This window comes from Octadecabacter antarcticus 307 (assembly GCF_000155675.2).
In the GTDB taxonomy this organism is placed as follows: domain Bacteria; phylum Pseudomonadota; class Alphaproteobacteria; order Rhodobacterales; family Rhodobacteraceae; genus Octadecabacter; species Octadecabacter antarcticus.
The window spans coordinates 2,977,799-3,002,326 of the sequence record NC_020911.1 but is presented as its reverse complement, the minus strand read 5'-3'; the positions used below and the strand labels follow the sequence as shown (position 1 = coordinate 3,002,326).

The window sequence follows — 24,528 nt, the reverse complement described above, 5'->3', positions numbered from 1 at the left end:
GAGCTTCAACTCCATGGTTGAGACATTCTTCAAATCCATCAAGGCTGAGCTGATCTGGCGTAACCGATGGGACACACGTCGTCAGGCAGAAGGCGCGATATTCCAATATATCAACGGGTTCTATAATCCAAGGCGGCGGCATTCATCGCTGGGCGGCAAAAGCCCCTTGGTATTCGAACGAAAGGCCGCATAAATGAGTTGAGAGACCGGAACGCAAGCGGGACAAGACCATACTGCTTCACGGGATGTTACATATAAAAAATAAACTGTAATGGGTCAGCTCCGGCCAAGTGTTAAATTCTACGTTGGTGAGTAGACAAAATAAAGGGCCAATAACGTTTTAACCTTACCTATTGCGGGCGCTGACGATTGATCGAATTATTCGGATTTAGCGCGTTGGCGTCACCTAAATCCCTCTCTTTGGGACCATCAAATAAGACACGGATAAGCACGGAAATGAGTAAATCACTTCCCTCAGTTTTTACATCCTTCGCTACCAAATCAGTCAGAGCAAGAACGGACTGTTCGTCATCTTTATCAAGATCAGATGGCGTACGGTAGCCCATGTCCCATGACGTGAATGAGCGTTTCTTTACGTCACCTTGCCACGCGATATACGGCGAGCCGTGTCGAGCGTCTCTACAAATGCGAGCATAACAACCCTCTACCGCGTCGCGGTCTCCCTCAAGTGCCTGAAAAAATAACTGTTTATCGTAAATAAGAAGTCCAGTTATGTTGTCACGATCATTGTTATACCTCGATATTTCAAGAATGGAAGCGATGTCATTTACTGTTGTATCCTCTTGGGTGTGACTTACATAAATAAGGCGATATAATTGCGGCAAGGCATTGGATGTTTCCATCGCCTTACTTTAGCTTAAATTTTAATCTAAATTCAAGTAATTAAGTTGTAATTTTTTATAATAAGCCAGCGTGCAGCTAAGATTTTGCATTGCCGCCCCGAAAAAAGCTACACTCCGACATTCCCCAAGTGGCATGCCATTTGACACCAATATCACCTAAATTCGCTTGCCAATCAAGCGTTTTGGGCCCTGAGCGGCGTTTGCGTGCGCCAGAACGCTCGAATGCGGGCAGGTGGGGCCGCAAACTCGCATCATTCTGGCCCAGCATCGCCGTTCTTCAGCGCGGTGGACAGAACTGTCCTGCCGCTTTCGTTCAGTTTCTGTCAGGATCGCTGTCACGCACATGACGGAGGTGCTCGAAGGTGGTGGATCACAGTGAAGATGGCCCTGACCATGGGGCCTGTGACCGCCACCTCGGCAAGCTGGAAGGTGATGGCGCGGGCGTGACGCACGACGCGGGCCCCCATCTTGATCAGCTTGAGCTGGAGGGATGTCAGCGACCAGTTGGCCATGGCCGCTGGGAGCTCGATGCAGCGCAGGAACGTTGCCAGGTTGTAGGCCAACGCGTGCAGTTGCAGCCGGACCTCATTGTCACGAAACCGCTTGCATGACAGCCGCGTCCAGCGGAAGGCGTATTTGCCTTCCTTGATGTGCTGTTCGGCGGTGCCACGCTGGTTGTAGAAGCGCACCACCCAGTCCGGGTCCATCGGCATATTGGTGACGATGAAGCCGACTTTTGGGAACAGCTCGCCCGGATGCCATTCGATCTTGGCGATCACCCGGCGTGGCTTATCCCAGCTTTGCGCCTGATACTCGATGTCCTCGTAGATGCGCTTGACCTTGGTCAGCGACGGACGCCCCACAGGCCGGGTCAGTGGATGCGCGATCTTCTCCTTGAGCACTGCATTGGTGGGCAGTCGGATGGCGTAGAAATAGCCCGCTTCCTCCAGCCGCTCGTAGATCGCGGGCATCGCATAGGCGGCGTCGGCGCGGAAGAAGCGGCCACCAAGTTTGCGGCCAGCATAACGGGCGATGACGGGATCGAGGACATCCCGCCAGCCGTCGGCGCTGTGGACATTGCCGTTGCGCAGGGCGCAGCGCTCCAGCATGCCGAACTGGTTGAACAAGAAGTTTGGGTGGTAGCAGGTGCAGTCAAAATGCCCGTTCCAGGCTGTGCCTTCCTGATCGCCATGGGTCGGGCTGACCGAGCTGTCCATGTCAAGCGTGATGTACTTCAGCCCGTTGCGATCATGAAAGCGGTCAATCCACGTGCCGTTCAGATCGGCCAGCGCCGCCCGGTTCTCGGGCAGGGCCAGCGTCTCAGTCTCGAACCGCCCCATCTGCGATGCCGAGGCCGCCTGCGCATCGACGGCACGGCCACCGACAACCTGGCGCATGACGGGATCAAAGGCGAGACGGTCAGCATCGTTGACGTCTTCGTAGCCCGCCAGCCGCCCATAGACCGATTGCCGGAACAGCCCGTCGAGCCGGTGAACCCTGTTCTTGCCGCGACGGGTGTCATTGAGAGCCCCCGACGCAAGGTTAGACAGCCCGAGGGCGTCATCCAACTCGCGCATCACCAGGAGACCGCCGTCCGAACTGAGCTGCGTGCCACGAAATTCCAGCCGCACCCGGCGGTCAAAACCAAGCCGCCCATAACCTGTTTCGCGTGCACCCTCTGGGTGATCCATAATCCGCAACCTCAAGCCCAATTAACATGCTGAAATATAACATATTACTGACCGTAAGAGGGGTGAAAACGTCAAGTTACTTGGGGAATGCGGGTTAAACTTAGAAAAAATTAATTAAATTAATTAATCATATTCATTATTTAAATAATGTAATTGAGTTGATAACATTAAAATCAAATGAGGCTTAATATGTTTTATGAGATGAAGTTTACAAAATATGTAAGCAAATTATTCGCAGGTTAGCAGGAATGTATTTATTTTTTGAAAAGAAGTTAATATTATGTTAAATATCTCAATAAGTACAAATATTTCTCAAAATCAGTCTCTTGTTTTCACGCCACAATTGCAACAAGCTATAAAGCTTCTTCTTCTTAACAATATTGAACTATCTAGCTATGCTGAGAGCATTGCTGAGGAAAACCCCTTCCTTGAGATTGATTTGCCTGAAGTCCGCATGCCTGCATCACAAGGTGCGAATGTAGCGCAAAAAAACTCCGAATTCGACCCCATCAGTCTCCTCCCAGATAAGGCTGGCGAGAGTTTTGGCGCTAGACTATTCGCACAGGTCGATGATACTCTGAAAGACCAAGCCGAACGCGCCATCGGCTACGCGCTCGCAAGTCACTTAGATCCCACCGGCTGGTTGACCACTCCCCTCTCGTTACTCGCACAAAACCTTAACGTGGAAGAAAAATACGTCGCAGCAGTGTTGAGTAAACTGCAACGGGCGGAGCCGACAGGCCTTTTTGCAAGAGACCTGTCTGAATGTCTCTCTTTGCAAATACCGACCACTGACTTGGACCACACCTCTATGGGCATCATCATTGCAAACCTTGCACTTTTGGAGCGCGGTTTACTCAACGAAATGCGGCGAAAAGTTGGGTGTTCAGCAGATGAATTACGGTACTTTCTGCGCCGTTTGCGTGGACTAAACCCAAAACCTGGGCTTGCTCTTTCTGAGGGGGACCAAGCACCTATTCGTGCACCTGATCTTCTGACCGCAAAGGGACCGAACGGAGAATGGTTTGTGAAGCTAAACGGTTCCACGTTACCCATTATAAAGGTAGATGAAGCTGCAGGTCAGCGCGTTCGAAAATTTCTTAAACTAGAAATCGATCAAATCTATGTCCGAGAAAACCTTGGTAATGCCCGATGGTTAAAGCGTGCAATTGCGCAACGGAATGAAACCAGCATAAAGGTAGCAGCGGAGATCGTCCGTATTCAGCTACCATTTCTAGAACACGGAATTAAACACATGCGTCCACTGAAGCTTAAGACCATAGCAGAAGCCGTTGGTTTGCACGAAAGTACAATCAGCCGGGTGACCTCTGCGCTTATGATACAAACACCGCAGGGGACACTCCCCCTCAAGACATTTTTCAGTAACGCTATTGAGCTTAATGGCAGCGATGAAGGCGCCTCAGCCCGGATGGTACGAGAGAAGGTCCGCACCTTAATAGGCCAAGAGGTTCCGATAAAACCGCTAAGTGATGAGTTTATAATGCAAAAGTTAAACTCTGAGGGCCTAAGTATCGCCCGCCGAACCATTGCAAAGTATCGGAAACTGGATAAAATTCCATCATCGTGTCAACGACGCAGAAACTATCAACTCCAGGCAACAATGTAGATAAATAACTGTCCCAGATTGTGGAGCTTGTTATCCGGCTTTGTCGCACAAACCGTGCTCTGTAGGATTAACTGTATGCATCCAGTGTAGTAGCAAGCCGATATGAGCAGCTGGACACCGACGAAGTACAAGACCCAGAATTGGGCTGATTACAATTTTTTACTCAAAAAACGAGGATCGTTATTAATCTGGTTTGATTCGCAGATGGTTTGGGAAGCTGAGGCGTCTGGTCGAAGGGGACGTCAGTAAACCTACAGCGATGCTGCCATTCAAGCTTGTCTAACCTCTAAAGTCTTAATGGTGAAGTGGTCCGGCGAATCCGGACAGAGTTATGACTGAATCTGGTGTTTGGGCGGTTTGAAGGTTGGCGGCGTATCTGGTTGAATTGTTGTTGCGAGACAGCAGCCCAATCGAAGGAGATACACCACCGTGGAAACGACTAACATTGTTGATTTTGCGCGTCGAGACGGGATGACTGACGCGTTAACGGAATTGCTGAAGTCTGGAGCGCAGGAATTGATAGCATCAGCCGTAGAGGCCGAACTGGCATGCTACATGGTGCAGTTCTCCGAAGTGCGGACCCAGTCGGGCCACGCGGCTGTCGTGCGCAACGGGCATCATCCAGCCCGCCCTTTTCAAACAGGTATCGGGCCTGTGAGCGTGCGGATACCCAAGGTCCGCTCAAAAGACGGCACGCCCGTGACCTTTCGCTCCGCCCTGGTGCCGCTCTATGTGCGTAGAACCAAGTCGCTGGAAGCAGCCTTGCCCTGGCTTTACCTTAAAGGTGTTTCCAGCGGTGAGATGGGCGCGGCCCTCAAGGTCCTGCTCGGCCCTGATGCGGCGGGATTATCCGCTAACACGGTGTCACGCCTCAAGCGGGGTTGGGCTACCGAGTATGATGGCTGGCGAAAGACTGCATTGGACGACGAGCCAATCGTCTATATCTGGGCTGACGGCGTCCACAGCGGCTTGCGCGGAACCGACGACAAGCTCTGCGCCCTTGTGATTGTTGGCGTGAAAGCACGTGGCAAGAAGCGGTTCTTGGCCATTGAGGACGGGGTGCGCAAGTCCACTCAAAGCTGGCGTGAGGTTCTTCTCAACCTCAAAGAGCGAGGCATGAACGCGCCAAAGCTGGCTATCGGGGATGGTGCTATGGGGTTCTGGGCTGCAATGGATGAAGTATATCCCGCAGCGCGTCAACAACGCCGCTGGCAGCACAAAGCGATGAACGTGCTCAATTGTCTGCCAAAGCTGTCTCAACCAAAGGCAAAAGTCGCGATACACGATATCTGGCAGGCTGAAACCAAAGATGATGCGATCAAGGCTTTTGATTTGTTCGTCAAAACCTATGAGGCAAAGTATCCCAAGGCCACCCTGTGCCTACAAAAGGACCGTGAGGAGCTCATGGCATTCTTCGACTTTCCAGCCCAGCATTGGCAAAGCATACGCACCAGCAATCCGATTGAGTCTGCGTTCGCCACAATCAGGCATCGTACCAAGCGTTCAAAGGGCTGCCTCACCCGCGACGGCATGTTGCACATGATGTTCAAACTGGGGCAATGCGCCGAACAAAGCTGGAGAAAATTACGCGGCTTTGATTACCTCGCCAAAGTCATCACAGGCGTCACGTTCAAAGACGGAATTGAAGCCACAAACCCAGACCAGATCGCCGCATGACCGACAAACCTCAAACACCAGATTTGACAATAACTCATCCGGACAGCGTGCTAAGGTGTATCCAACACGAATGAATGGATACGAGAATGACAAAGTGACGGAACTTTTCAGACAAGTTTAAGGTTGCTGTGGCGCTTGAAGCGCTGCGTGGTGACAAGATGGTTCAGGAGATCGCAGTCAAGCGTCAGTTCCACCCGACGCAGGTGAGCACGTGAAAACGGTCAGCGATTGAGGGCATGTGACCTGCCCCCCGAGGCTCCCTCATTCATAACGAGAGTTTACGGTTTTGGATTTCATATTCTTAGTCGTCAGTTTGAGCAAGCGCGTCGTGCGCGGAGCCCTCAAATTGCTCAAGCTCTCGGCGCGCTTCAGCGGGTGTTTGGTTGCCCAGAGATGAGTGCGGTCTGACGTTGTTGTAATCGTATCGCCAAAGGGCCAATTTGCGGCGGGCATCGTCTAACGTATCGAAGATTTCCTCGTTCAGCATCTCGTCTCGAAGGCTGCCGTTGAAAGACTCGATGAAGCCATTCTGCTGTGGTTTGCCCGGATCAATGTAATGCCAATCCACGCCGTTATCGCCAGCCCACTTCAGGATCGCGCGACTGGTGAACTCTGTGCCGTTATCACTGACGATACAGGGGGGCTTCCATAGACGCGCACAAGCGCATCCAGGTCGCGTGCCACCCTCGGCACCAGAGATGCTGGTGTCGGCCATCAGGCACAGGTTCTCACGACAGCAATCGTCATTCACGGCCAACATACGGAACTTGCGCGATGCGCCAAAGGTGTCGGACACAAAGTCCCGCGACCAACACTCGCCAGGACGCAAAGCCACTGGCATCGGCGTGCGCGATCCCCGCGCACGTTTGCGGCCCCTTCGCCGTCTGACGTCAAGCTTTTCTTCAGTATAGAGGCGATACAGCTTCTTGTGATTCATGGTCATTCCTTTGCGTTCCAAAAGTACGCTGATCCGCCCCTCTCATCGATACTACGTATCTACTGCCGGGCAACGGGATAGCCGAACCGACGCCGCTTGCTGGCAATCGCCTTCATCTCTTCGCGAACTTCTGGATTATCCGGCGGCTGATCGCGACGGACGGTTTTGGGATCGACACCCCCTCTCGTGCATTGCTGCGCAATACACTGCCGGGCAGTGGACAAGCCTGCACGCTCGGCGTTGTGAGATATCATGATCCCACATCGCCTTGCGTGCTGCAGCCCGCCGCACGTTCGGTGTCGTCAGTTCTTTCCCAGCAAATCTTTCAAAACAACATTGTCCAACATGGTGTCTGCCAAAAGGCGCTTCAGCTTAGCGTTCTCATCCTCAAGCGATTTCAGGCGGTGAGTATCAGAAACGTTCATACCACCGTATTTAGCTTTGAACTTGTAGAACGACGCGGGACTGAGGCCATGCCTGCGGCACACGTCAGCAGTTGGCATCCCAGCTTCCTGTTCTTTGATCATCCCGATAATCTGGGCTTCGGTAAAACGACTCTGTCGCATTTGTTTGCTCCTTCAAAGGTTGAGCAAACTCTACATTAAAGTGAGGGACCTTTCGGGGGGCAGGTCAGGAGCATTGTATGAAACTTCTTTTTCAGCGCCTCTCGGTAAGAGACTTCGATTGCCAGGTTGCGGAGATCCAAATCTGGGCCGCGATCCTAAACCGCTTCACAGCTCTCGGCATACCCAAGACTGAGGCTCTAGGGTAAATCCGTCTGGGGTAAGGGGAAGCCTGACCTCAGCTCGATCTGTGCAACAAAGCCCCGCGGAGGGTGATTTTTTGTTTTTTGAAGCAATACAATAAGTAAATTGGTGGTGTGCAGTAATACGTTTTTTTTGCAAAGCGGAGCTGAGATACCTCGCTCACCTGTTATCAGCATAGCGGACGAGGCAATCATCAGTCAGCATTCCAAGCATCCATAAGGGATTGCATGTATTCACCTGTTTGGTTGAGGCTGGCGATGACAGCCTCCATTCGCCCAAACTGAATGTTGTAACGTTCGGTCAATGCGGCGGCTTTGGCGTCGACATCTTCTAGCCTGGTTTCAAAGTCCAGTAGTTGATTACCTAGATTGGTTTCACGGCGCGCAAGCATGCCATCCCTGCCTAGAAGGCTGTCACTGTAGTCCTGCAAGTGCGCAGCTAGGCTTTGGCCGTAGCGTACTGTGGTGGTCAGGTTCTCGTCAGCGTCCAGTGTGATCTGGATACCATAGGTGTTGCCAACGGTAGTTGACGTCAAGAGGACATTGCCATTGCTATCAGAGCCGATCGTCAGTGGTTCACCGTCAAGAGTTGCGGTCTCTGCTGATGCGTTATAGATCAAAACATATGAACCCGCAGTGGGTTGTGCAAAGGACAAGCCTGTAATTTTCAGATTTGCGTTGTCGGAACTAAATTGTGTACTGAAGAATGCGTCAACGATTGCAGAGTTTTCTTCTAAAGCGCGCTCAAACACGTTCTCGTCTAGGATCAGTGTGCCATCTCGCTCCGTTCGTACGCCTATCTCGGCAAGGTAGACAGGATCCTCACCGAACCCTACAATTGGCCTTGTGGCGATATTGCGTATGTGCGCTAAAACCGATTGCGCCGCTGAATCGCCTGCTAAGGGGCCAGGATCTGCGCCATTGATACCGCGCTGCGTGGCCTCGTTAAGATAGGATTTAAGATCGTTAATAACGCTAATAAAATCGATCACCCTATTCTGGGCAGAGTCATTGGTTTCGGAGGAGCTGAGCATTGAGGTGCCGACAGCGTTTAATGTGATCTTATGCCCTAAAAATAGGTCTTCGAATTCGTTCGAGCTTCGAACCACGCTAACACCATCGACAAGAATATCGGCGTTCTGTGCTGCGGTTACGCTACTGGAAACGCCAAGGGGGTTATGGGTTGAATCTGTCTCGTCATCTATAGCGCTTGAAGTCATCGAAAGCGCAGATTTTATTGCGTCGATGGAGTCAGAATCGAGGGCGTTGTCCAATCCATCTTCTGACTTGATGATTAATGCATAACCTGTCCCGGTGTCAAAAAGGGAAGCGGTTACGCCTCCAAGACTGTTGAGCGCCTCTACCATGCCGATCAGCGTATTATTGCTGTCATCTAGTTTGAAGGACTGAGTGTTGTTCCATGCGGGGGTGTTCAGGGACACGGTGCCTTGGTTGAGCGTGGTGCTGGTTGTTACAGTGCTGTCGAAAAGAAAACTTAGCACTTGTTCGGAAGCAAGGCTTCTCACTTCCATTCTGGATGAAAAATTTGCGGCCAAAGAACCGTCAGTTACCTCAATCGAAATCGCATCGGTGATGGAGGATGATGCCGTACGAGAAATAGTGTCCACAACGGAGGCCATAGCCTCACCGAACTCCCCGATCTTGCCTGATAATTGTCCCATCGCAGAGATTGTGGTGTTTATATTCGACACGTTTCTTTCGTTCAACGAACGCTCACCGCTAGTCTCTGCGGCCACAAGGCTACTAGTAAGACTCCTGAGTTGCAGTCCGCTGCCGCCGCGGCTCAGCGTTGAAAGAACGTCGGGCCTTATTTCATCCATTGCTTAGTCTCCATTGATGTTTTGTTAAACGACGGTTCTGCTCCGAGTTTTAGCAGCAAAAAGCCCTACATCCGGAATTCAGCCTGTGTGCAGGCATAAGAAGAGACGACCCTATTGTGGGTGACAATGACCTGCCCGGTCTTGCGTTCAAGCTGGACCCGGCTGCGGCCCCAATCGGTATCAATGCGCATATCCGTTACGGATGTGATGATGACTGTGTCGGGGTTTGCACCTTCAACTAACCCAGCCTCGCCCTCTGATACCTCCGAAAATACGATCCGGTTAAACGGTGCGTTAGTGGCTGCGCAGTTATAGTCTTCCTGTGTGAAACGGCTGGGGAACTGGAACACGAAAAGTACTGCTAAAGCCAGTAATATTGCTAACAAGTAAAGCGAAGTACGAAGGGGCATTATAGATGTCCGGTAAGTTGATGAGAAAGGAGGTTCTGGCGTGGGATTTATGTACTTCCCTTTTTTAGCTCAGCTGTGTCTTTGGTGTTGCTGCTCGCGGGCTTCTCTTTTGGGGCATGCTTGGCTACATTTATCTTGATCAACTCGGCACCGACGATAGAGCTTACTTTGAAGGTTGTACCTTTGGGCAGTTCTACCCCCTGATGGAGGTGAGCCACTGTCAGCTGGATGAGAATGCTCTCTGGCACCGCTGCGTCCGCTGTTTCCGCCTGGTGGGAATCATGTGCCGGCCGTTCCTCCACTAGTGAGCCTGTCTGGGCGTCATTGGTCTTGCTAACTATCGTGTTGCGGCTCAGCAAACTCGAAGGTTTTACAGATCTATCCGCTGGCTTACCAAGGCGGCATGAGATTGTCCGGGCCCGCAACACCTCTATCCGTGAGTACTGGATGGCGATCCGAGTGGGCTGGTCTGTGGTGTCGCGGAGCATCTCTGACAACACAGATGTGGCCAGGAGGGCCGGAGTGTCCGCCAGATGCTGCATAATTCGCTTTTGCAGGTTTTTTGAGTCAGCGTGTTCGCTTGGAGAGGCTTTATCTGTCCTTTCAGGGGCTCTCTTGCCTCTGGGCTTAGCAGGAATGCGTTGGGGTTTCGTTAGTTTTTTTGCCATTTCTATCTCCGCTATGACTTTGGCATTCAACTTGCAAGTATTAGACCACAACGCATTTATCACGAAAGATTAAGATGGACGCAATCAAGGATCATATTGCTTTTCAAGCGTCGGCCCTTTCTCTACGAGAGCGTCGGAATAACATGTTGGCGTCCAATATCGCGAATGCGGCGACGCCTAACTTCAAGGCCCGTGATTTAGATTTTGAGCAAGAAATGGCGCGTCAGGTTGGAGATAGCCCTTTGCGTAAAACCAGCGCCCGCCACATGGACAGTCTTGCCGGTTTGGGTGGTAGTGGAGTGCAGTTCCGACAGCCGCTGAATCCCTCGCTAGACGGGAATACGGTAGAAATTTCTGTGGAACAGATGGAATTTTCGGAAAACTCACTGGGTTATATGACCACGTTGACGTTTCTTAATCGCCGTATCTCCGGCCTCCTGACCGCAATCAAAGGTGAATAATGTCTGATTTAAAAAATGTTTTTGATATTGCTGGGCGGTCTATGGCTGCGCAGATGGTGCGCCTTAATACAGTCGCCTCCAACATCGCCAACGCCAACGCCCGGGCAGGTAGCGCGGAAGAAACTTTTCGCCCTCTGCGCCCGGTGTTCAAAGTAGCTTTCGAGGATGGCTTGAGAGACGCAGAGCGTTCGACGGTCGATGTGGTGGATATCGTATCGCTTGATCGCCTTCCATTACGCGTACTAGAGCCTGGCCACCCACTTGCCGATGAGGAGGGGTTTGTCTACGTCGCTCCCGTCGATGTGAACGAAGAGATGGTCGATATGCTGGAAGCCAGCCGCCAATTCCAAAATAACCTCGAAGTGGTCACAACCATGCGCACGTTGATGCTGCGTACTGTGAACATGGGTCAATGAACATGGGTCAATCCTAAGGGAGCCGGATAAATGGATGTTAATAGTAATAGTCAAAGCGCGCAGAACGCGTTGTTATCCAAGCTGGGCATTAGCACTACCGAGGAGCGGAACGCAGAACCAAAAGATGAGTTGGGCCAGTCCGACTTTCTGAAGCTTATGACTGCCCAATTGCAGAATCAGGATCCGTTTGCTCCGATGGACAATGGAGACTTCGTCGCGCAAATGGCACAGTTCTCCTCTGTTGCTGGTATCAGTGAAATGAACCAAACGATGTCCAGCATTGCGGGGCAGATGAGCCAATTTCAGGTTGCCTCTTCAGTCAATATGTTGGGACACTCCGTCATGATGCCGGGCAACATCGCTCGTGCGGACAACAACGGAGAGATTCAAGGTACCCTCGACCTGGCTAGTGCATCCCTCGACACACAGATTGAATTTCTCGATGCTCAGTCAGGCGAAAGCCTACACACTCTCAATCTTGGTAGCCGTGCAAGTGGGTTGTCTGGATTTGAGTGGGCGGCTCTGCCAACTGAATACCGTGACGGGTCACGTAGCATACGTATGAATGTGTCGGTGAATTACGGTGACGGTCAGGGCGTTCAGAGCCTGACACCAAACGTGTTTGCAGAAGTGATCGGAGCTTCTTCTTCTGCCGTTAATGGTGAGGCCATGCTTGAAGTCGAAGACTACGGCGATGTGAGTGCCGCTGATATCCTGCGGTTCCGCCTCTAGGATGGTTCGCGATAAAACGTAAATTAAGGGAAACAACCATGTCATTTTATACTGCCTTGACCGGCCTAAACGGAGCCCAAGCCGATATTGCGGCGAGCTCAAACAACATCGCCAATGTGGGCACAACGGGATTCAAACTTTCTCGCGCGGAATTTGGTGACATCTTTGCGACCTCGCCCTTGCAGAACAGCACATCGTCAATTGGTTCAGGTGCTATTTTGAAGGGAGTGAAGCAGCAGTTCACCCAAGGTAATATCTCCGCTTCCCTTAATGCCCTAGATATGGCGATCTCTGGTCAGGGGTTCTTTGCGCTCAAGCCTAGTTTGACTTCCACGCAGGTGGTCTACACCCGTAATGGTTCGTTTAATGTTGATAATAATCGTAATGTGGTCGACAGCTCTGGCCAATTCTTGCTGACATACCCAGTGAACGAAGATGGGTCTGTTACTGCCAAGGATATTGATAGTGCAGTTCCGTTGCGCTTGCCTGTGACTTCTGGTGATCCACAGGGTACCACTAAAGTAGACCTCGCCGTCAACGTCCCTGCTAACGCGGATGTCGTAACCGAAAATCAGAAGTTCGTAGATGGTTATGTTTTCGACCCTAACGATTCAGAAAGCTTCACTAATTCTACGTCGTTCACCATCTTTGATGATTTGGGCAACCCGACCATCGCGACCGTCTATTTCATCAAGACGCAACGCGCTAATGCAGCAGACCCGACGAACAAGTTTGAGACGCGCCTTGTCATTAACGATGAGGTTGTGCCCCCTAATCTTGTGCCCGCCGTAGTCGACGATGGAAGGCAAATCTTTATTGACCAGTTTGGTAATCAAACCACCGACGTGCCCGACCCCAGCTATTTTAATACGGGGCGGTCTTCGCCGCTCTACAAACTGGATGATCTGCGGACTCGCGTGCCGTCGCAACCAGCAGCTCTGACCGGCGAGGCAAGCGGTTTCGATTTTGGTGACGAAGGCACCCGCGAGATCGAAATTGTGAACGACCCGATGCTGTTTGGTGCGACCTATGAGGCGGACTCGTCAAATCAAGGGGTATACTGGGGTAACGACTTCCTGCTCGTTAATATAGATGACGGCACTCGGCCTGTAAGTATCGATATTCGTGCCGGTCGGTATAATGCTGAGGATCTAGCCGTCGAGGTGGAGCGCGCCATTAACGCGGCCTATGATGATGAGAAAAAGGTCGAAATTCGCAAAGGTGCGGAAGACATCATTAAGTTCCAGATGTTCTCGCCCAGTACAGACGGCGACACCTCCATGGATAACGCGGTGATCGTGGACTTGTTAGAGCCTAGCTATGTTTCGACCCAAGCTGGTATCGACGTAGCTAACCTCACCGCGCCGAACTTTGACATCGACACCTTTCTTGCTCACGCTCAGGTTCGAATTAACGCTGCCATGAACGCGGAGTTGGCCGCAGGTGACGAATCGGGTGTATCAGGCATTGGCTCGAATCAGTTCGCAAAGATCACCACGACGGCCAAGCTGACCAGTCCGCCTGAGTTGCCGCAATCCTTTGAATTTGACTACACCAAGCGTGATCTGGACATAACGAGTCTGACTAATAGCTCTGGTAAATGGGACATTTCTTATAGTGAGGGTGAGTTCTCGGTAGTGGCTGTTAGTGCTGCCGCCGCTGAAAGTAACAAGGCAGTTTCCTTCGTGATCAATGATAGCACTGTCACGGTTGATATTCCCGACGCCCCCGCCACTATCACTGATGTGTTGGCCGCAATCAAGGCGGCAGTAAGTGGTCAATTCTCGGTGGCAGTGACAGCGCCAGAGGCGGGTGATGCCACAGGTATTACACGTTCCGCCGGGGCGGCGGGCACAAATACAGATTTGATAACTGTGTCAGGAGTCACTGTCGGAGGAGCGCAACTCACGATCTTTGGCAAAACTGTTGATGTTACTGTGGCTTCTACTGACGACGATGTCGTTGCTGCCAACATTAAGCTTGCGATAGAGAATGCTGGTATCTCTGGAGTTTCTGTTACGTTGGCCAGTAACGTATTGACGGTCTCTGGGCCAATTCTTGCGAATGCGGGCACGGGTTCCACCGAGTCATTTACTATCTCCGAGAAGCGTTACCTAGGCTATACTAACTTTGGTAATAGACCTGGCGTGGCTGTTTTTGATCGGCAAAATTCTGTTGCAGTCGGTAGCCCGTCCATCGAGTATGATGGGGAGGCGGATCGCCTGACGATCACTATGTCTTCAGTTGCGGGCTTGGCCGCAGGCGATGCGATCATGCTAATGGGTGTAGGTGAAAGTGCTGGGATCCTGAACGGGCGGTCTTTTAATATTAGTTCAATCAGCGGAAATGTCGTACAAGTTGCCACTGGCGATCTTGGCTTGCCGGAGGCCGACATCTCTGTGGACGTGGCTGTGGGTAATCCGTTCGTTATGCTGTCCGAAGAGGCCACTGACGTGGAAGCCTTCTTTGAGGGGGGCGATATGCAAATCGCAGGTTCCGCCGCAAACTTCAATAACCAGCGTATCGTGTTGCGTGAAACTGAATCAGCTCGGCACTCATATTCCAGCGTGGATCTTGATACGAGCGACAGCGTCGATGAGAGCATCTTCGGCGAATTCTCTGCGCAGTTGACGACGGGTTCTGGAAATCCTACCGTATCCGATATCGGCCTATCCAACAGCGCGATCGAGATGGAATGGGTGGATGAACGAAACCCACCAGTACAGATACAATACGATGCAGCATCACAGAGTTTTGTGTTTAAAGTCGATCATACCGCGCTCGGGCCGGGTGGCACGATTAGCGATGTTTCCGGTATCCAAATTTCTTCCGGCTATGCAGATAGTGTAAACGCCATTGGCCTATCTGGTAGTACTAATGCCAGTAAAGTGGCGATCTCGGCTGCTACCACGGTAAGTGGCCAGTCATTCATCCAAGATGGGGGCACTGCCGGTAGAAGCCCTGACCGCTTTGGCGCTAATGTGCGGTATGACCGCGATACCGGCGCCTTTACCTTCGAAAGCGGTACGACTGGTAAGTCTGTAAGGGCGAACAAAGCACTTGGTGTGGAGGTTGAGCAGCTTGCCTCCAACATCCAAGTAGGCCGATATGAAATTAACTCGCTTACTGGTCTTGCAGAAATTGGCGATGGAACTATCGACCTTGCTTCCCGCGTTTTGGCTGAGGGTGGTAGTCACGTGATGGGAGTAGGTCTGGGTAGGAACATAGGCTTTCTCGAAGGTACTGGTTTAAAATCCCAACCTGCACAGGCTATTGGTAACCCAGCCAAGGACCCTCTGAATAGTCAGCCTATTTTTCTGAATGCGTCTAACCGTGAAACTACTTTTAACGTGTCGGTGAACGGTGTGAACTCTCTCATTGAAATTCCGGGAGGTAACTACATCGGCAGCACGCTGGCGGAGTTGTTGGAGCAGCGGATTAATCAGATGCGCGATCCCGATACGGGGCGGACTATCGGTGGTGTGACGGTTAAATACCAACCGACCGAGAATAACTTTGTGTTTACTACTGGGACCACTGGTGACACGTCTACTATCCGTGTGCAGGGTCCTGCGAAGCTAGGTTTGGATGACGTACCCCTTGGCGTGGGCAGCGTGCCAACAATCGCCAACCTTGTTCAGGCAACCAACGAAAACGGAACTCCGCTATTTGTCAATGAAGATGGGGATATCGTCGAGTCAGAGCCTAACAATCTTGTGACAGATTACTTCCCACTTTATCTTGACGAGGGTGAGTTGACCTTTGACAAAACAGGTAGACTGATAAGTCCGCAGGGCCTTACCCGCTACGATTCACAGAGTGAAACTTTTTCGATCTCGCTCGACATCGACTACAGCGCCTCTTCCCAGCTGGCCACGCCGTTTTCGGTGAACAACCTCGATCAAAACGGTTTCACCTCTGGCCGTCTGGACGGATTGAATATCGATTCCAATGGCCTTCTGCGTGCGAACTACACCAACGGTCAGAACAAGCCTTTAGGTAAAATAGTGCTCGCTAATTTCAACAATCAAAATGGGTTGAAGCAGGTGGGGAACGCAACTTTTGTGGAAACCGCATCTTCCGGCGAGCCTATTATTGGTGAGGCGGGAACCGAAGGTTTTGGTTCTATTCAGTCTGGTGCGTTGGAACGGTCGAACGTCGACATTACTGAGGAGCTGGTAAACTTGATCACTGCGCAGCGAAACTTCCAGGCGTCTTCCAAGGCGATTGAAACCTCGACCCAGCTGACCCAGACTATAATTAATATTCGAACCTAATAAACGTTAGGGGCGGCGTGCAATATCTGCGCCGTCCCCTCTAGCCGGAGAACAACACCATGGATCGTAACATCCACATCGCACTAAACAGCATGCGCAATCTCAGTACAGAGATGCGGGTTAACGCCCAAAACATGGCCAACCTAAATGTGCCGGGATTTCGTGCAGACCTGACAGTCACTCGCGAAGCAAGCTTTCTGACTTCACTCGACCAATACCAATCCCGTGTTTACAGCCAGCAGTCTCAAGAAGCTTTATTCTCAGATGATGCCGGTAGTTTGCAAAGCACTGGATCCGAAATGGATACAGCAATCAGGGGCAATGGGTATTTTTTCGTAGAGCCTGCCCTTGGCGGTGATGCCGCGCTATCGCGACGGGGTGATTTGGGCTTTGACGATGGACGATTCCTGGTTGATGGAGCTGGAAACCGCTTACTTGACACAGAACTTGCGCCCATACAAATGCCTCCAACTCGTCGTATTGTGGTGGAAGAAACTGGCCAGATCCAGATGGAATTGATGGGTACACCCGAGGGGACTTTGGTCGCAGGACCGATAATAGCCACCTCTATGGCGGAAGGCATCTCATTGATAAAATCGCCCGATGGTCACATCCGACCGTCGAACAACACAGAACTGCCTGAGCCTGATCAGCGCGCCCGAATTGCGCAAGGCTTCCTTGAAAGCAGTAACGTGAACACGATCAGTGCATTGATTAAAAATATTGAAAGCCAGCGGCATTTCGAAATGAGCGTGAAGTTCATTGCGCTTGCTAAGGAAATTGACGAGGGCGGCTCCCGAATTATGCGTCTACCTCAATAACTACGCTCTGTGGGCTATATTGGCACATTGATTGCACACTTATACTGAAGACTAATTAGGAGCCGACAATGTCCAACGCTATGCATGTTGCAAAGACTGGCCTGAATGCGCAGCAAACGCGGATGCAGGTCATCGCCAACAATCTCTCAAACTTGAACACTGTTGGTTTCAAAAGTGACCGGGTCAATTTTGAAAGTCTACTTTATCAGGTAAGTCGTGCAGGTGGTGATCAAACGTCAGAAGGTACTGCGCTGACTTCCGCACTGGCTCTTGGCACGGGGGTACGTGCGGTTAACACGCAGAAGCTCTACACTCAGGGCGGTATGGTCAACACGGACAACTCGTTTGACTTGGCTATCGACGGACAGGGCTTCTTTCAGGTGCTGATGCCTGATGGTAGGGTGGGCTATACCCGCAACGGTTCTTTTTCGCGCAGTGCGGATGGTACCATGACCACTGCGAGTGGCTATGTTATTCAGCCTGAAATACGGATCCCAGACGAGGCGGTGGAGGTCAATATCTCCCAAGATGGAATTGTTTCGGTGCGTAGTTCAGGACAGGAAGTAGCGCAGGAGGTCGGGCAGCTAAGCCTCGCCACTTTTGCTAACCCTCGTGGTTTGCAGCCTATTGGCGAAAGCTTTGTCGTTGAGACCACCGCCAGTGGTGCCGCAACCGTTGCAGCGCCCCAGTCGCAGGGTCTGGGGAAGTTGATGCAGGGCGCGTTGGAGGCGTCCAACGTGAATGTGGTGCAGCAGCTCGTTGAGATGATTGAGACGCAGCGCGCTTATGAGGTGAGTTCTAAGGCAATTACTTCTTCTGATGAAATGATGCGTTACATCTCGAATAATCTTTAGTAACTGGAGAACTAGTATGATCCGTTTGATAGGTTTATGGGGACTATGTCTTAGTGCAGGTTGCTCGACTTACGTTGAGAACGAAGCCAGCGCGGCATTCCAACCTATTATTTCGGAGGAGACGAGCCTGCCACGCCCTGCCAATGGAAGCATCTATCACGCTGGTGCAGTGGGCCTTTTTGCGGTTGAACAGCGTGCCTCTAGGGTGGGCGATGTACTGACGGTCGCGTTGAACGAATCTTTTCAGGCGATTAAATCCCAAAGTGCTTCTGCTGGCAATTCGGATAGCGTTACCGCCGACCTGCCAAATTTTCTCGGAATGAACGATTTGTCGTTTAGTTCGGATCAAACGTTTGCGGGGTCGGGTGCAGCTGCACAATCAAACTCATTCACCGGATTGGTAACGGTCAGCATAGTTAGGGTCTTTTCGAACGGGAACTTGGAAGTATTGGGGCAGAAGAAGCTGACGCTAAATAATGGGGACGAATATGTGCGGGTAAGTGGGATCGTGCGTCGGAGCGATATCAGCCCAAGCAATGTTGTGAACTCCAACCGTATTGCCAATGCTGAGATTACCTACATCGGTGCAGGCGATGTGGCGGATACCGGCAGGCGTGGGTTGTTTTCGCGCGTTCTGTCCAGTCTGAACTTGGTTTAGGGTTGACTATGCGGTATTTGCGTTCAGCACTCATTACTCTGATATTTGTCATGGCGGCTGCCAATATCGCTCAGGCAGATCGTATTAAAGATTTGGCGTCTCTTGCGGGGGTTCGGAGCAATCAGTTAGTCGGCTACGGCCTTGTGGTGGGCCTGTCTGGCACAGGCGATGGTAATCTTGGGCTTACGTTGCAATCTCTGCAATCGATGGTGTCTCGTTTTGGTATGGTGACAGAGCAAGATGGACTTGACGGGACCAACGCTGCGGCTGTGATGGTGACTGCTGAACTGCCTGCCTTTAGCAAGCCGGGGCAGACGTTGGATGTGACGGTTTCAACCTTGGGGCCTGCCGAATCCTTGCGTGGTGGTACGCTCCTGATGGCGCCTTTACTTGGCGTTGACGGTGAAACCTACGCTCTAGCACAGGGAAACCTCGTGGTGGGTGGCTTGGGTGTGTCTGGGGAGGATGGGTCTTCTCTTACGGTTAACGTGCCAACGGTCGGGCGCGTACCCCAGGGAGCGACGGTCGAAAGGTTAGTTGAAAGCCCCTTCATAGCTGGTGAATACATTGTGTTGAACCTGCATCGGGCTGATTTCTCTACTGCCACCAACGTAGCCGAAGCGATCAATGTCATCTTTGGGAACGATACCGCCGTGGCAATCGACGCATCCTCTATTCGGGTTCTTGCGCCTGCCGATCCCGCGCAGAAAGTGTCTTTCGCCAGTTTGATCGAAAAAGTTGAGGTTCAGCCTGGGGAGCCGCCTGCGCAAATTATCGTGAACTCTCGTACTGGTACGATCGTAATTGGTGGTAATGTGAACGTGACACCGGCTGTCATTACCCACGGCAGCCTGACAGTTCGCATCCGAGAGGATACAGGGTTAACTCCACAGAGCGAGACAATCATCACTGCTGATGGGGTGGTCAATACCCCAGTCGCACCATTGGAAACGCCAGACAGTCAGATATTTGTGGATCAGCCTGAGGCGCGCGCTTTCCTGTTCGATCCTGGTGTAAGTCTTAGCGATGTCGTTGACGCTATCAACGCGATTGGTGCCACGCCCTCTGATCTCGTCGCTATCCTTGAGGCTCTCAAGGTTGCTGGTGCCCTGCGCGCGCAGCTTATCGTCATTTGAAGTACTATGATGGCACCCTGTATCCGAGGTTATTTATATGAATACAATTAGTTCCACTGCTTTAAATTTTTCTGTCGGAGCGGCTGCCCATGGCGAAAAATCCATGCCTTTGGACCGTAACGAAACGCTTGAGACACGAGAGCAGTTAGTGGAAGTCGCAGAGCAGTTTGAGGCTTTGTTCGTAAAAACTATTCTGTCCAGCGCTCGGTCGGCACAATTGTCTGATCCTTTGCTAAACAGTGAAGGTCAGAAGACGTTTAATCAAATGCTGGATACTGAATATGCAGACGCTCTGGCGCAGCGTGAATCTCTTGGGATTGCTGATGCACTCGTGCGCCAGTTCGAGAATAGAGTATTAAACGGAGACATAGAGTAAATGGCTAGTTTATTCGAAATTGGTCGGAGTGCTATCAACGCTCAGCGTCAGGCGCTGAACGTTACGGGTCAGAATATCGTAAATGCAAACACGGAAGGTTACCGACGCAGGGATGCTAATCTGACCGAGGTATTTGGCGTCCAAAGCGAGTTAAACTCGATGACGTCTCAAGTTGGTCTTGGGGTTAAGTTGGGTGTGGTGAACCGAGCGTACGACGCATTCCTAACAGATACAAAGCGCGTTTCTGTTGGTCGGTTTGAGGCGTCAGATGCCTTCGTTGGTAAGCTGGAGTCCCTAGAAAATGCAATTCTGCCAAACGATGGTGATTTAGGCGCAGTAATGACTGCGTTCTTCGAGCAACTCCGCCAAGTATCCGCTGAACCTGGGGATAATGCGCCTCGTTCGGCAGCGGTAGAGATGGGTCATACAGTGGCAAATGCGTTCAACAATACAGCAAACTTGTTGGGTGGGTTGGCAGAGGGAACTGTGGAGGAGATTGAGATCAGGCTGGTTGAGGTAAACCGGAACCTTGAGGCACTATCAGTCCTGAATGGCCAACTACGGGCGTCAAATATTGGTGCTAACCCTCCTAATAGTCTGATGGATGAACGAGATCGTATTCTAGACAACTTGTCTGAGGTGATCCCGTTGAACGTCAGCATCGGCGGGCGTTTCGACGCCGAGGTGCGATTGGGTGGTTCCACTGCAGGGCCTATTATCTTGTCAGGTGAGGACGCCAAGAATCTCACTGTTGTGGCGAGCGAACAAGGTAGCATTATGCTCCGGATCGGCTCTGGCCAGATTGTTTCTCAGCTTGAGGCTGGTAGTTTGCGTGGATTGGTTGATGCTCATGGCACGACACAGCGCGCTGTGATGGAGCTGGATGCACTAGCACGCGATTTTACTCAGAAGATGAATGCACAGCATTCGCAGGGGATTGACCTTGACGGCCAGCTTGGGCGAGAGCTGTTTTCCGTGGTGGACTTTGAGGTCAGCGCGCGTACCGTCAATCAGGGCGATGCGGAGGCATCCATCTACCTTGTGCCTGGGCGAGCTGATCGGCTGAGTGATATGCAGATGACTTACGATGCGAAGCGGGGACAATGGCAATTGTCCAATGAAACTGGAGAAACTCTTGGTACTGGACGCGGGCGGATCGAGCTTGATGGGGCGGTAATTGATGTGACGGGTACGCCAGAAGATGGCGATGTAATCTCTTTCGCCTTAATGGCGGGGGAAGCCTCACGTATGTCGTTCCTTTTGACCCGCGGGGAGGAGTTGGCAGCAGCCTCGAGGACAGTGGTCTATCCTGCAACGACTAACAGTGGTTCTGCCGTTTTAACTACATCGCAGGATACGGCACCTGAATCAGGCGTGCCGTCACTGGCGAATATATTGTCTAACAATTTATCTCCTGTGGCGGCACAGGAATTTCTGCGTGGTGGTGTCGTTGCTAGCATTCCACGCGGTACAAATGAGATAACTTTGGCAAGCCTTGCCACTCAAACAACTGCCTCAGTTTCGGCGGAGTTAGATGCGAACATCAGGTCGATTTCGGCTACCGTGGATGGTGTGGAGTATAGTTTTACGCTGAATCCAAATTCTGTCGGGATTGACGCTTGGGAGACAGGGTCTGAAATAGCGCATTATCTTTCTATGGGAGTCTTACGGTCTGGCGACGCGACCTCCAATGTCATGCTGAAAGATCTTGGGATTACGGTATCCGGTTCTGAATCTGGGCTGGCCTTGGCCTCCGATGGATCGCAAGCTTTTACTGCACTCAGTGCCACGTCGTCTTCCGGCGGCGTTCTGGGGACTGACTTGTCTCTCGGCGAGGAAGCTTCTGATATACGTATTTTCACTCGTGAGGGGCGCCAGATCGCGGGTTCTCCTCTGCATGCAACGGAAGTGGCGAAGTTTCTAACCGTAGAAAACGGATTTTCAGAAAGCGCAGAGTATCGGTCAGATCACAACACGGTTGACAATAATGCCAGCTATCGAGGTCTATCGATAATTCAGCGTATCTCTAATTCAGATCCGATGGAGAGTGGTCTGCAATCGACGATGAGCTCTTTGACGGGGCTTCGCGGTAGCAATCTTAACACCATCTCGACCAATCCCACTGGCAATGCCACACAAGAGCAAACTATCACTTTAGAGATGGAGACTGGCGCGACAGGCTCCCTATCGATCCCGCCTGGGGTTGATGCAGCCTATGTTTCTGAGCGGGCAAATAAGGCTTTTGCCGCCGTTGGTGTCAGCACAATGGCTCAAACTGCGGTGCGTATATCTCTTGCAGGAGCCGCGAGTGGACAGGTGCAGTTCAATTTGACCAGCACAAACCAAACACCAGTGACAGTTTCAGCGCAGGTCAATAATGGGAATTTGTCGGAATTAGTCGAATCTATTAATCGGCGGTCAGGCGATACGGGTGTCACCGCAGAGTTATCGTTGTCTTCAAGTGATATTACCCTGCTTCAAGCGGACGGTTTCGATGTTGTGATCCAGGATATTACCTCTGAGATCGCGCTGACAGTTGGTGCGCTGGATCAAGATTTCAATCCACTGCCTCTGGACAATTCTGACAGCCCTGAAACTTTCCTGTCATTCGGGGACGACCTGCGCTTTAGTGGGACCTTGTCTTTCCACAGTGGGTCAAGTTTCTCGCTGACGACAAGCGCTGTGGGACAGACCAATGTGGCTCTAAATTCTGCTGCAGATCCTATGATAGGCGGCTTGGTGGAGCGCACATTTACCAATGGTGGTACGCAGGCAGCCTTGAGCTTTGGCTTTGATAACCGGATCGACGGTGTTTCCCAAAGTGTGGACGGGACCCGAGTGCAAGCGCCGTCCTCTTTGTTTGAAACGCGGTTGACCATGGCGGATGACACATCTTTCAATGCTATGGTTTCTTCGAGCAATGTGGGTGTGGGGGTGATGAATGGCGCCAGCATCGCTGAAGCAACAGCACTGCAAATGCGCGCACAGTCTCCTGTACCGATGCTGGAAGGTGTTGGCTTCAGTCTAGATGCCATTCCTGAGATTGGAGCGTCCGCTCTATTCGAACTTGGAGGCGCGGAATATACCCTCACTCGTGTGGATGATGGGAATGCAGATAGCCTGACTGCACTAGATTTTGAGATTACAGGTCCAGAAATTGGACGAATTCGGGCTCGCGTAAATGATACGGATGAGGGGTATTCCTTGTCGCTCGTTGTGGCTGATGGCCAGTTAGCGGGAACTGGTCCACGCCCTGTCATAGACACAGCGGCGTCCGTTTTTGGTCTGTCGAACAGTCAGGCGAGCTTAAGCGTACAAGGTCGTGCTTTCGATGCCGCTAGCATGACCGCTGGCAGTTATACGATGGATATCACTGTTAAGGGAGGTGCGGAGACGGTCACCTTCGACATCGACAGTTCTGGTATTTCTCTCACGTCAGTCAGTGATAGCGCTGCTCTCTCGGCTGAGATCGATTTCGACGCCTCGACGGGCCTTTCTATCATTACCTTGACATCACAGCAGGCTGGAGCCGATGCGATGGTAATTACCCCGTCTAGCGTAGCGACAAACCTAGGATTTAAACTGGCGGCCGCTGAATTGAGTGTTGAAAACGGCCAGCTTTTTGCGCGCAGTACCAATGGGAGCGCAGTGGATATAAAGTCTGGTGGTACGAGTGCTGCTGGATCTTACCTGCATTTGACCGATATTCCTGATGAGGAGCTTCTCGTGATGATGGGGTTGGAAGGTGCGAAGCGTTTGAGCGCCCAGTATGAGATTGGGGTACCTGTGTCTGCAGAGGATCGCGAGCCTGAATCGTTTCGTGTTCAAATGATGGACGACAATTCTGGCCGGGTGGAGTTGTTTGACAACGCCAGTGGGGCTTCTATTGCAACGCGGATGTCGAGTGGTTTCGCTCGTTTCAATGTGTCAGACCAAATGGTCGAACTCTCGGGTTTTGCTGAGAGTGGGGACAGTTTTGAGTTTATCACGGGTCAACGGTCAGCTGGCGATTCGCGAAACATGGATATGTTGCTTGCGTTTGGTCAGCAGGGCTCCGATCGTCGCAGCTTCCAGGATGACTTCCGAACCATCGCCGCAGGTGCTGGTGCGACTTTAGAGGCGGCGCGCATGACGCTAAGTTCAAACGAGGCTGTACGGGATGCTGCCGTCGCCTCTGAGGGCGAGTTGAGTGGTGTGAGCCTTGATGAAGAGGCTGCCAAACTCATGTCTCAACAGCAGGCTTTTCAAGCTGCAGCGCGTATCTTGCAAACTGCACGTGAAATGTTTGACACACTAATTCGGATAACATGAGGTAGA

The 24,528-nt window shown here is 51.7% G+C and carries 17 protein-coding genes and 4 pseudogenes; 15 read left to right on the top strand and 6 right to left on the bottom strand.

Translation table 11 applies throughout. The features are described from left to right. Positions 1 to 7 precede the first annotated feature (7 nt). Positions 8 to 193, top strand: a pseudogene (locus OAN307_RS15285) (IS3 family transposase); the annotation flags it as partial. Between the two features lie 157 nt (positions 194 to 350). Here the strand turns inward: OAN307_RS15285 and OAN307_RS25380 are convergent. Both OAN307_RS25380 and OAN307_RS15270 read right to left on the bottom strand, forming a co-directional pair. Beyond that, complete coding sequence (locus tag OAN307_RS25380; protein ID WP_015500546.1) at positions 351 to 863, bottom strand: BLUF domain-containing protein; 513 nt, start codon at positions 861 to 863, stop codon at positions 351 to 353. 335 nt (positions 864 to 1,198) lie between these two features. Beyond that, positions 1,199 to 2,554, bottom strand: a complete 1,356-nt coding sequence (locus tag OAN307_RS15270) for an IS1380-like element ISOan2 family transposase (protein WP_015500545.1) — start codon at positions 2,552 to 2,554, stop codon at positions 1,199 to 1,201. Positions 2,555 to 2,834: 280 nt separating this feature from the next. Here OAN307_RS15270 and rpoN point away from each other — a divergent pair, with 280 nt between their 5' ends. The 3 genes and pseudogenes from rpoN (at position 2,835) to OAN307_RS15260 (ending at position 5,858) form a co-directional block, all read left to right on the top strand. Further along, positions 2,835 to 4,181, top strand: a complete 1,347-nt coding sequence (gene rpoN, locus OAN307_RS15265) for an RNA polymerase factor sigma-54 (RefSeq protein ID WP_015500544.1) — start codon at positions 2,835 to 2,837, stop codon at positions 4,179 to 4,181. 102 nt (positions 4,182 to 4,283) lie between these two features. Beyond that, positions 4,284 to 4,427, top strand: a pseudogene (locus OAN307_RS28135) (IS5/IS1182 family transposase); the annotation flags it as partial. Positions 4,428 to 4,610: 183 nt separating this feature from the next. Continuing rightward, positions 4,611 to 5,858: an IS256-like element ISOan8 family transposase gene (locus OAN307_RS15260; RefSeq protein ID WP_015500543.1), complete on the top strand. Its 1,248-nt coding sequence runs from the start codon at positions 4,611 to 4,613 to the stop codon at positions 5,856 to 5,858. 301 nt (positions 5,859 to 6,159) lie between these two features. Here the strand turns inward: OAN307_RS15260 and OAN307_RS15250 are convergent. Further along, positions 6,160 to 7,361 (bottom strand): annotated as a pseudogene (locus tag OAN307_RS15250) (IS3 family transposase). Positions 7,362 to 7,432: 71 nt separating this feature from the next. Between OAN307_RS15250 and OAN307_RS28130 the strand changes: the two are divergent. Further along, positions 7,433 to 7,567: pseudogene (locus tag OAN307_RS28130) on the top strand (IS5/IS1182 family transposase); the annotation flags it as partial. Positions 7,568 to 7,755: 188 nt separating this feature from the next. On the opposite strand, the gene fliD reads toward OAN307_RS28130, so the two are convergent. From fliD to OAN307_RS15225, 3 genes are all read right to left on the bottom strand, one after another. Further along, positions 7,756 to 9,402 (bottom strand): flagellar filament capping protein FliD, encoded by a 1,647-nt coding sequence (gene fliD / locus OAN307_RS15235; protein WP_015500541.1) that lies wholly within the window; start codon positions 9,400 to 9,402, stop codon positions 7,756 to 7,758. Positions 9,403 to 9,467: 65 nt separating this feature from the next. Beyond that, on the bottom strand, positions 9,468 to 9,812 hold the full coding sequence (locus tag OAN307_RS15230; RefSeq protein WP_015500540.1) for a hypothetical protein: 345 nt from the start codon (positions 9,810 to 9,812) through the stop codon (positions 9,468 to 9,470). Between the two features lie 47 nt (positions 9,813 to 9,859). Next, the gene (locus OAN307_RS15225) at positions 9,860 to 10,480 is read right to left on the bottom strand and encodes a DUF7210 family protein (RefSeq protein WP_015500539.1); all 621 of its coding nucleotides are present in this window, start codon (positions 10,478 to 10,480) and stop codon (positions 9,860 to 9,862) included. Positions 10,481 to 10,554: 74 nt separating this feature from the next. On the opposite strand from OAN307_RS15225, the gene flgB reads away from it, so the two are divergent. The 10 genes from flgB (at position 10,555) to OAN307_RS15175 (ending at position 24,522) form a co-directional block, all read left to right on the top strand. Further along, positions 10,555 to 10,941, top strand: coding sequence for a flagellar basal body rod protein FlgB (gene flgB, locus OAN307_RS15220; protein WP_015500538.1), 387 nt, complete (start codon positions 10,555 to 10,557; stop codon positions 10,939 to 10,941). Continuing rightward, positions 10,941 to 11,357, top strand: a complete 417-nt coding sequence (flgC, locus tag OAN307_RS15215; RefSeq protein ID WP_015500537.1) for a flagellar basal body rod protein FlgC — start codon at positions 10,941 to 10,943, stop codon at positions 11,355 to 11,357. The genes flgB and flgC overlap by 1 nt, the downstream gene beginning before the upstream one ends. A 30-nt stretch (positions 11,358 to 11,387) precedes the next feature. Then, entirely contained in the window at positions 11,388 to 12,089 is a 702-nt protein-coding gene (locus OAN307_RS15210) for a flagellar hook assembly protein FlgD (protein ID WP_015500536.1), read from the top strand. 38 nt (positions 12,090 to 12,127) lie between these two features. Beyond that, positions 12,128 to 16,366, top strand: coding sequence for a flagellar hook-basal body complex protein (locus tag OAN307_RS15205; protein WP_015500535.1), 4,239 nt, complete (start codon positions 12,128 to 12,130; stop codon positions 16,364 to 16,366). A gap of 59 nt (positions 16,367 to 16,425) precedes the next feature. After that, positions 16,426 to 17,187, top strand: coding sequence for a flagellar hook-basal body complex protein (locus OAN307_RS15200; protein WP_015500534.1), 762 nt, complete (start codon positions 16,426 to 16,428; stop codon positions 17,185 to 17,187). A gap of 68 nt (positions 17,188 to 17,255) precedes the next feature. Beyond that, a complete protein-coding gene (gene flgG / locus OAN307_RS15195) occupies positions 17,256 to 18,041 on the top strand; it encodes a flagellar basal-body rod protein FlgG (RefSeq protein WP_015500533.1) in 786 nt (261 codons plus the stop codon). Between the two features lie 16 nt (positions 18,042 to 18,057). Beyond that, entirely contained in the window at positions 18,058 to 18,699 is a 642-nt protein-coding gene (locus OAN307_RS15190) for a flagellar basal body L-ring protein FlgH (protein ID WP_015500532.1), read from the top strand. 8 nt (positions 18,700 to 18,707) lie between these two features. Then, positions 18,708 to 19,835, top strand: a complete 1,128-nt coding sequence (locus tag OAN307_RS15185) for a flagellar basal body P-ring protein FlgI (RefSeq protein ID WP_015500531.1) — start codon at positions 18,708 to 18,710, stop codon at positions 19,833 to 19,835. A 37-nt stretch (positions 19,836 to 19,872) separates the two neighbouring features. Beyond that, positions 19,873 to 20,211, top strand: coding sequence for a rod-binding protein (locus OAN307_RS15180; protein WP_015500530.1), 339 nt, complete (start codon positions 19,873 to 19,875; stop codon positions 20,209 to 20,211). Then, positions 20,212 to 24,522 (top strand): FlgK family flagellar hook-associated protein, encoded by a 4,311-nt coding sequence (locus OAN307_RS15175; protein WP_015500529.1) that lies wholly within the window; start codon positions 20,212 to 20,214, stop codon positions 24,520 to 24,522. Positions 24,523 to 24,528: the final 6 nt, after the last annotated feature.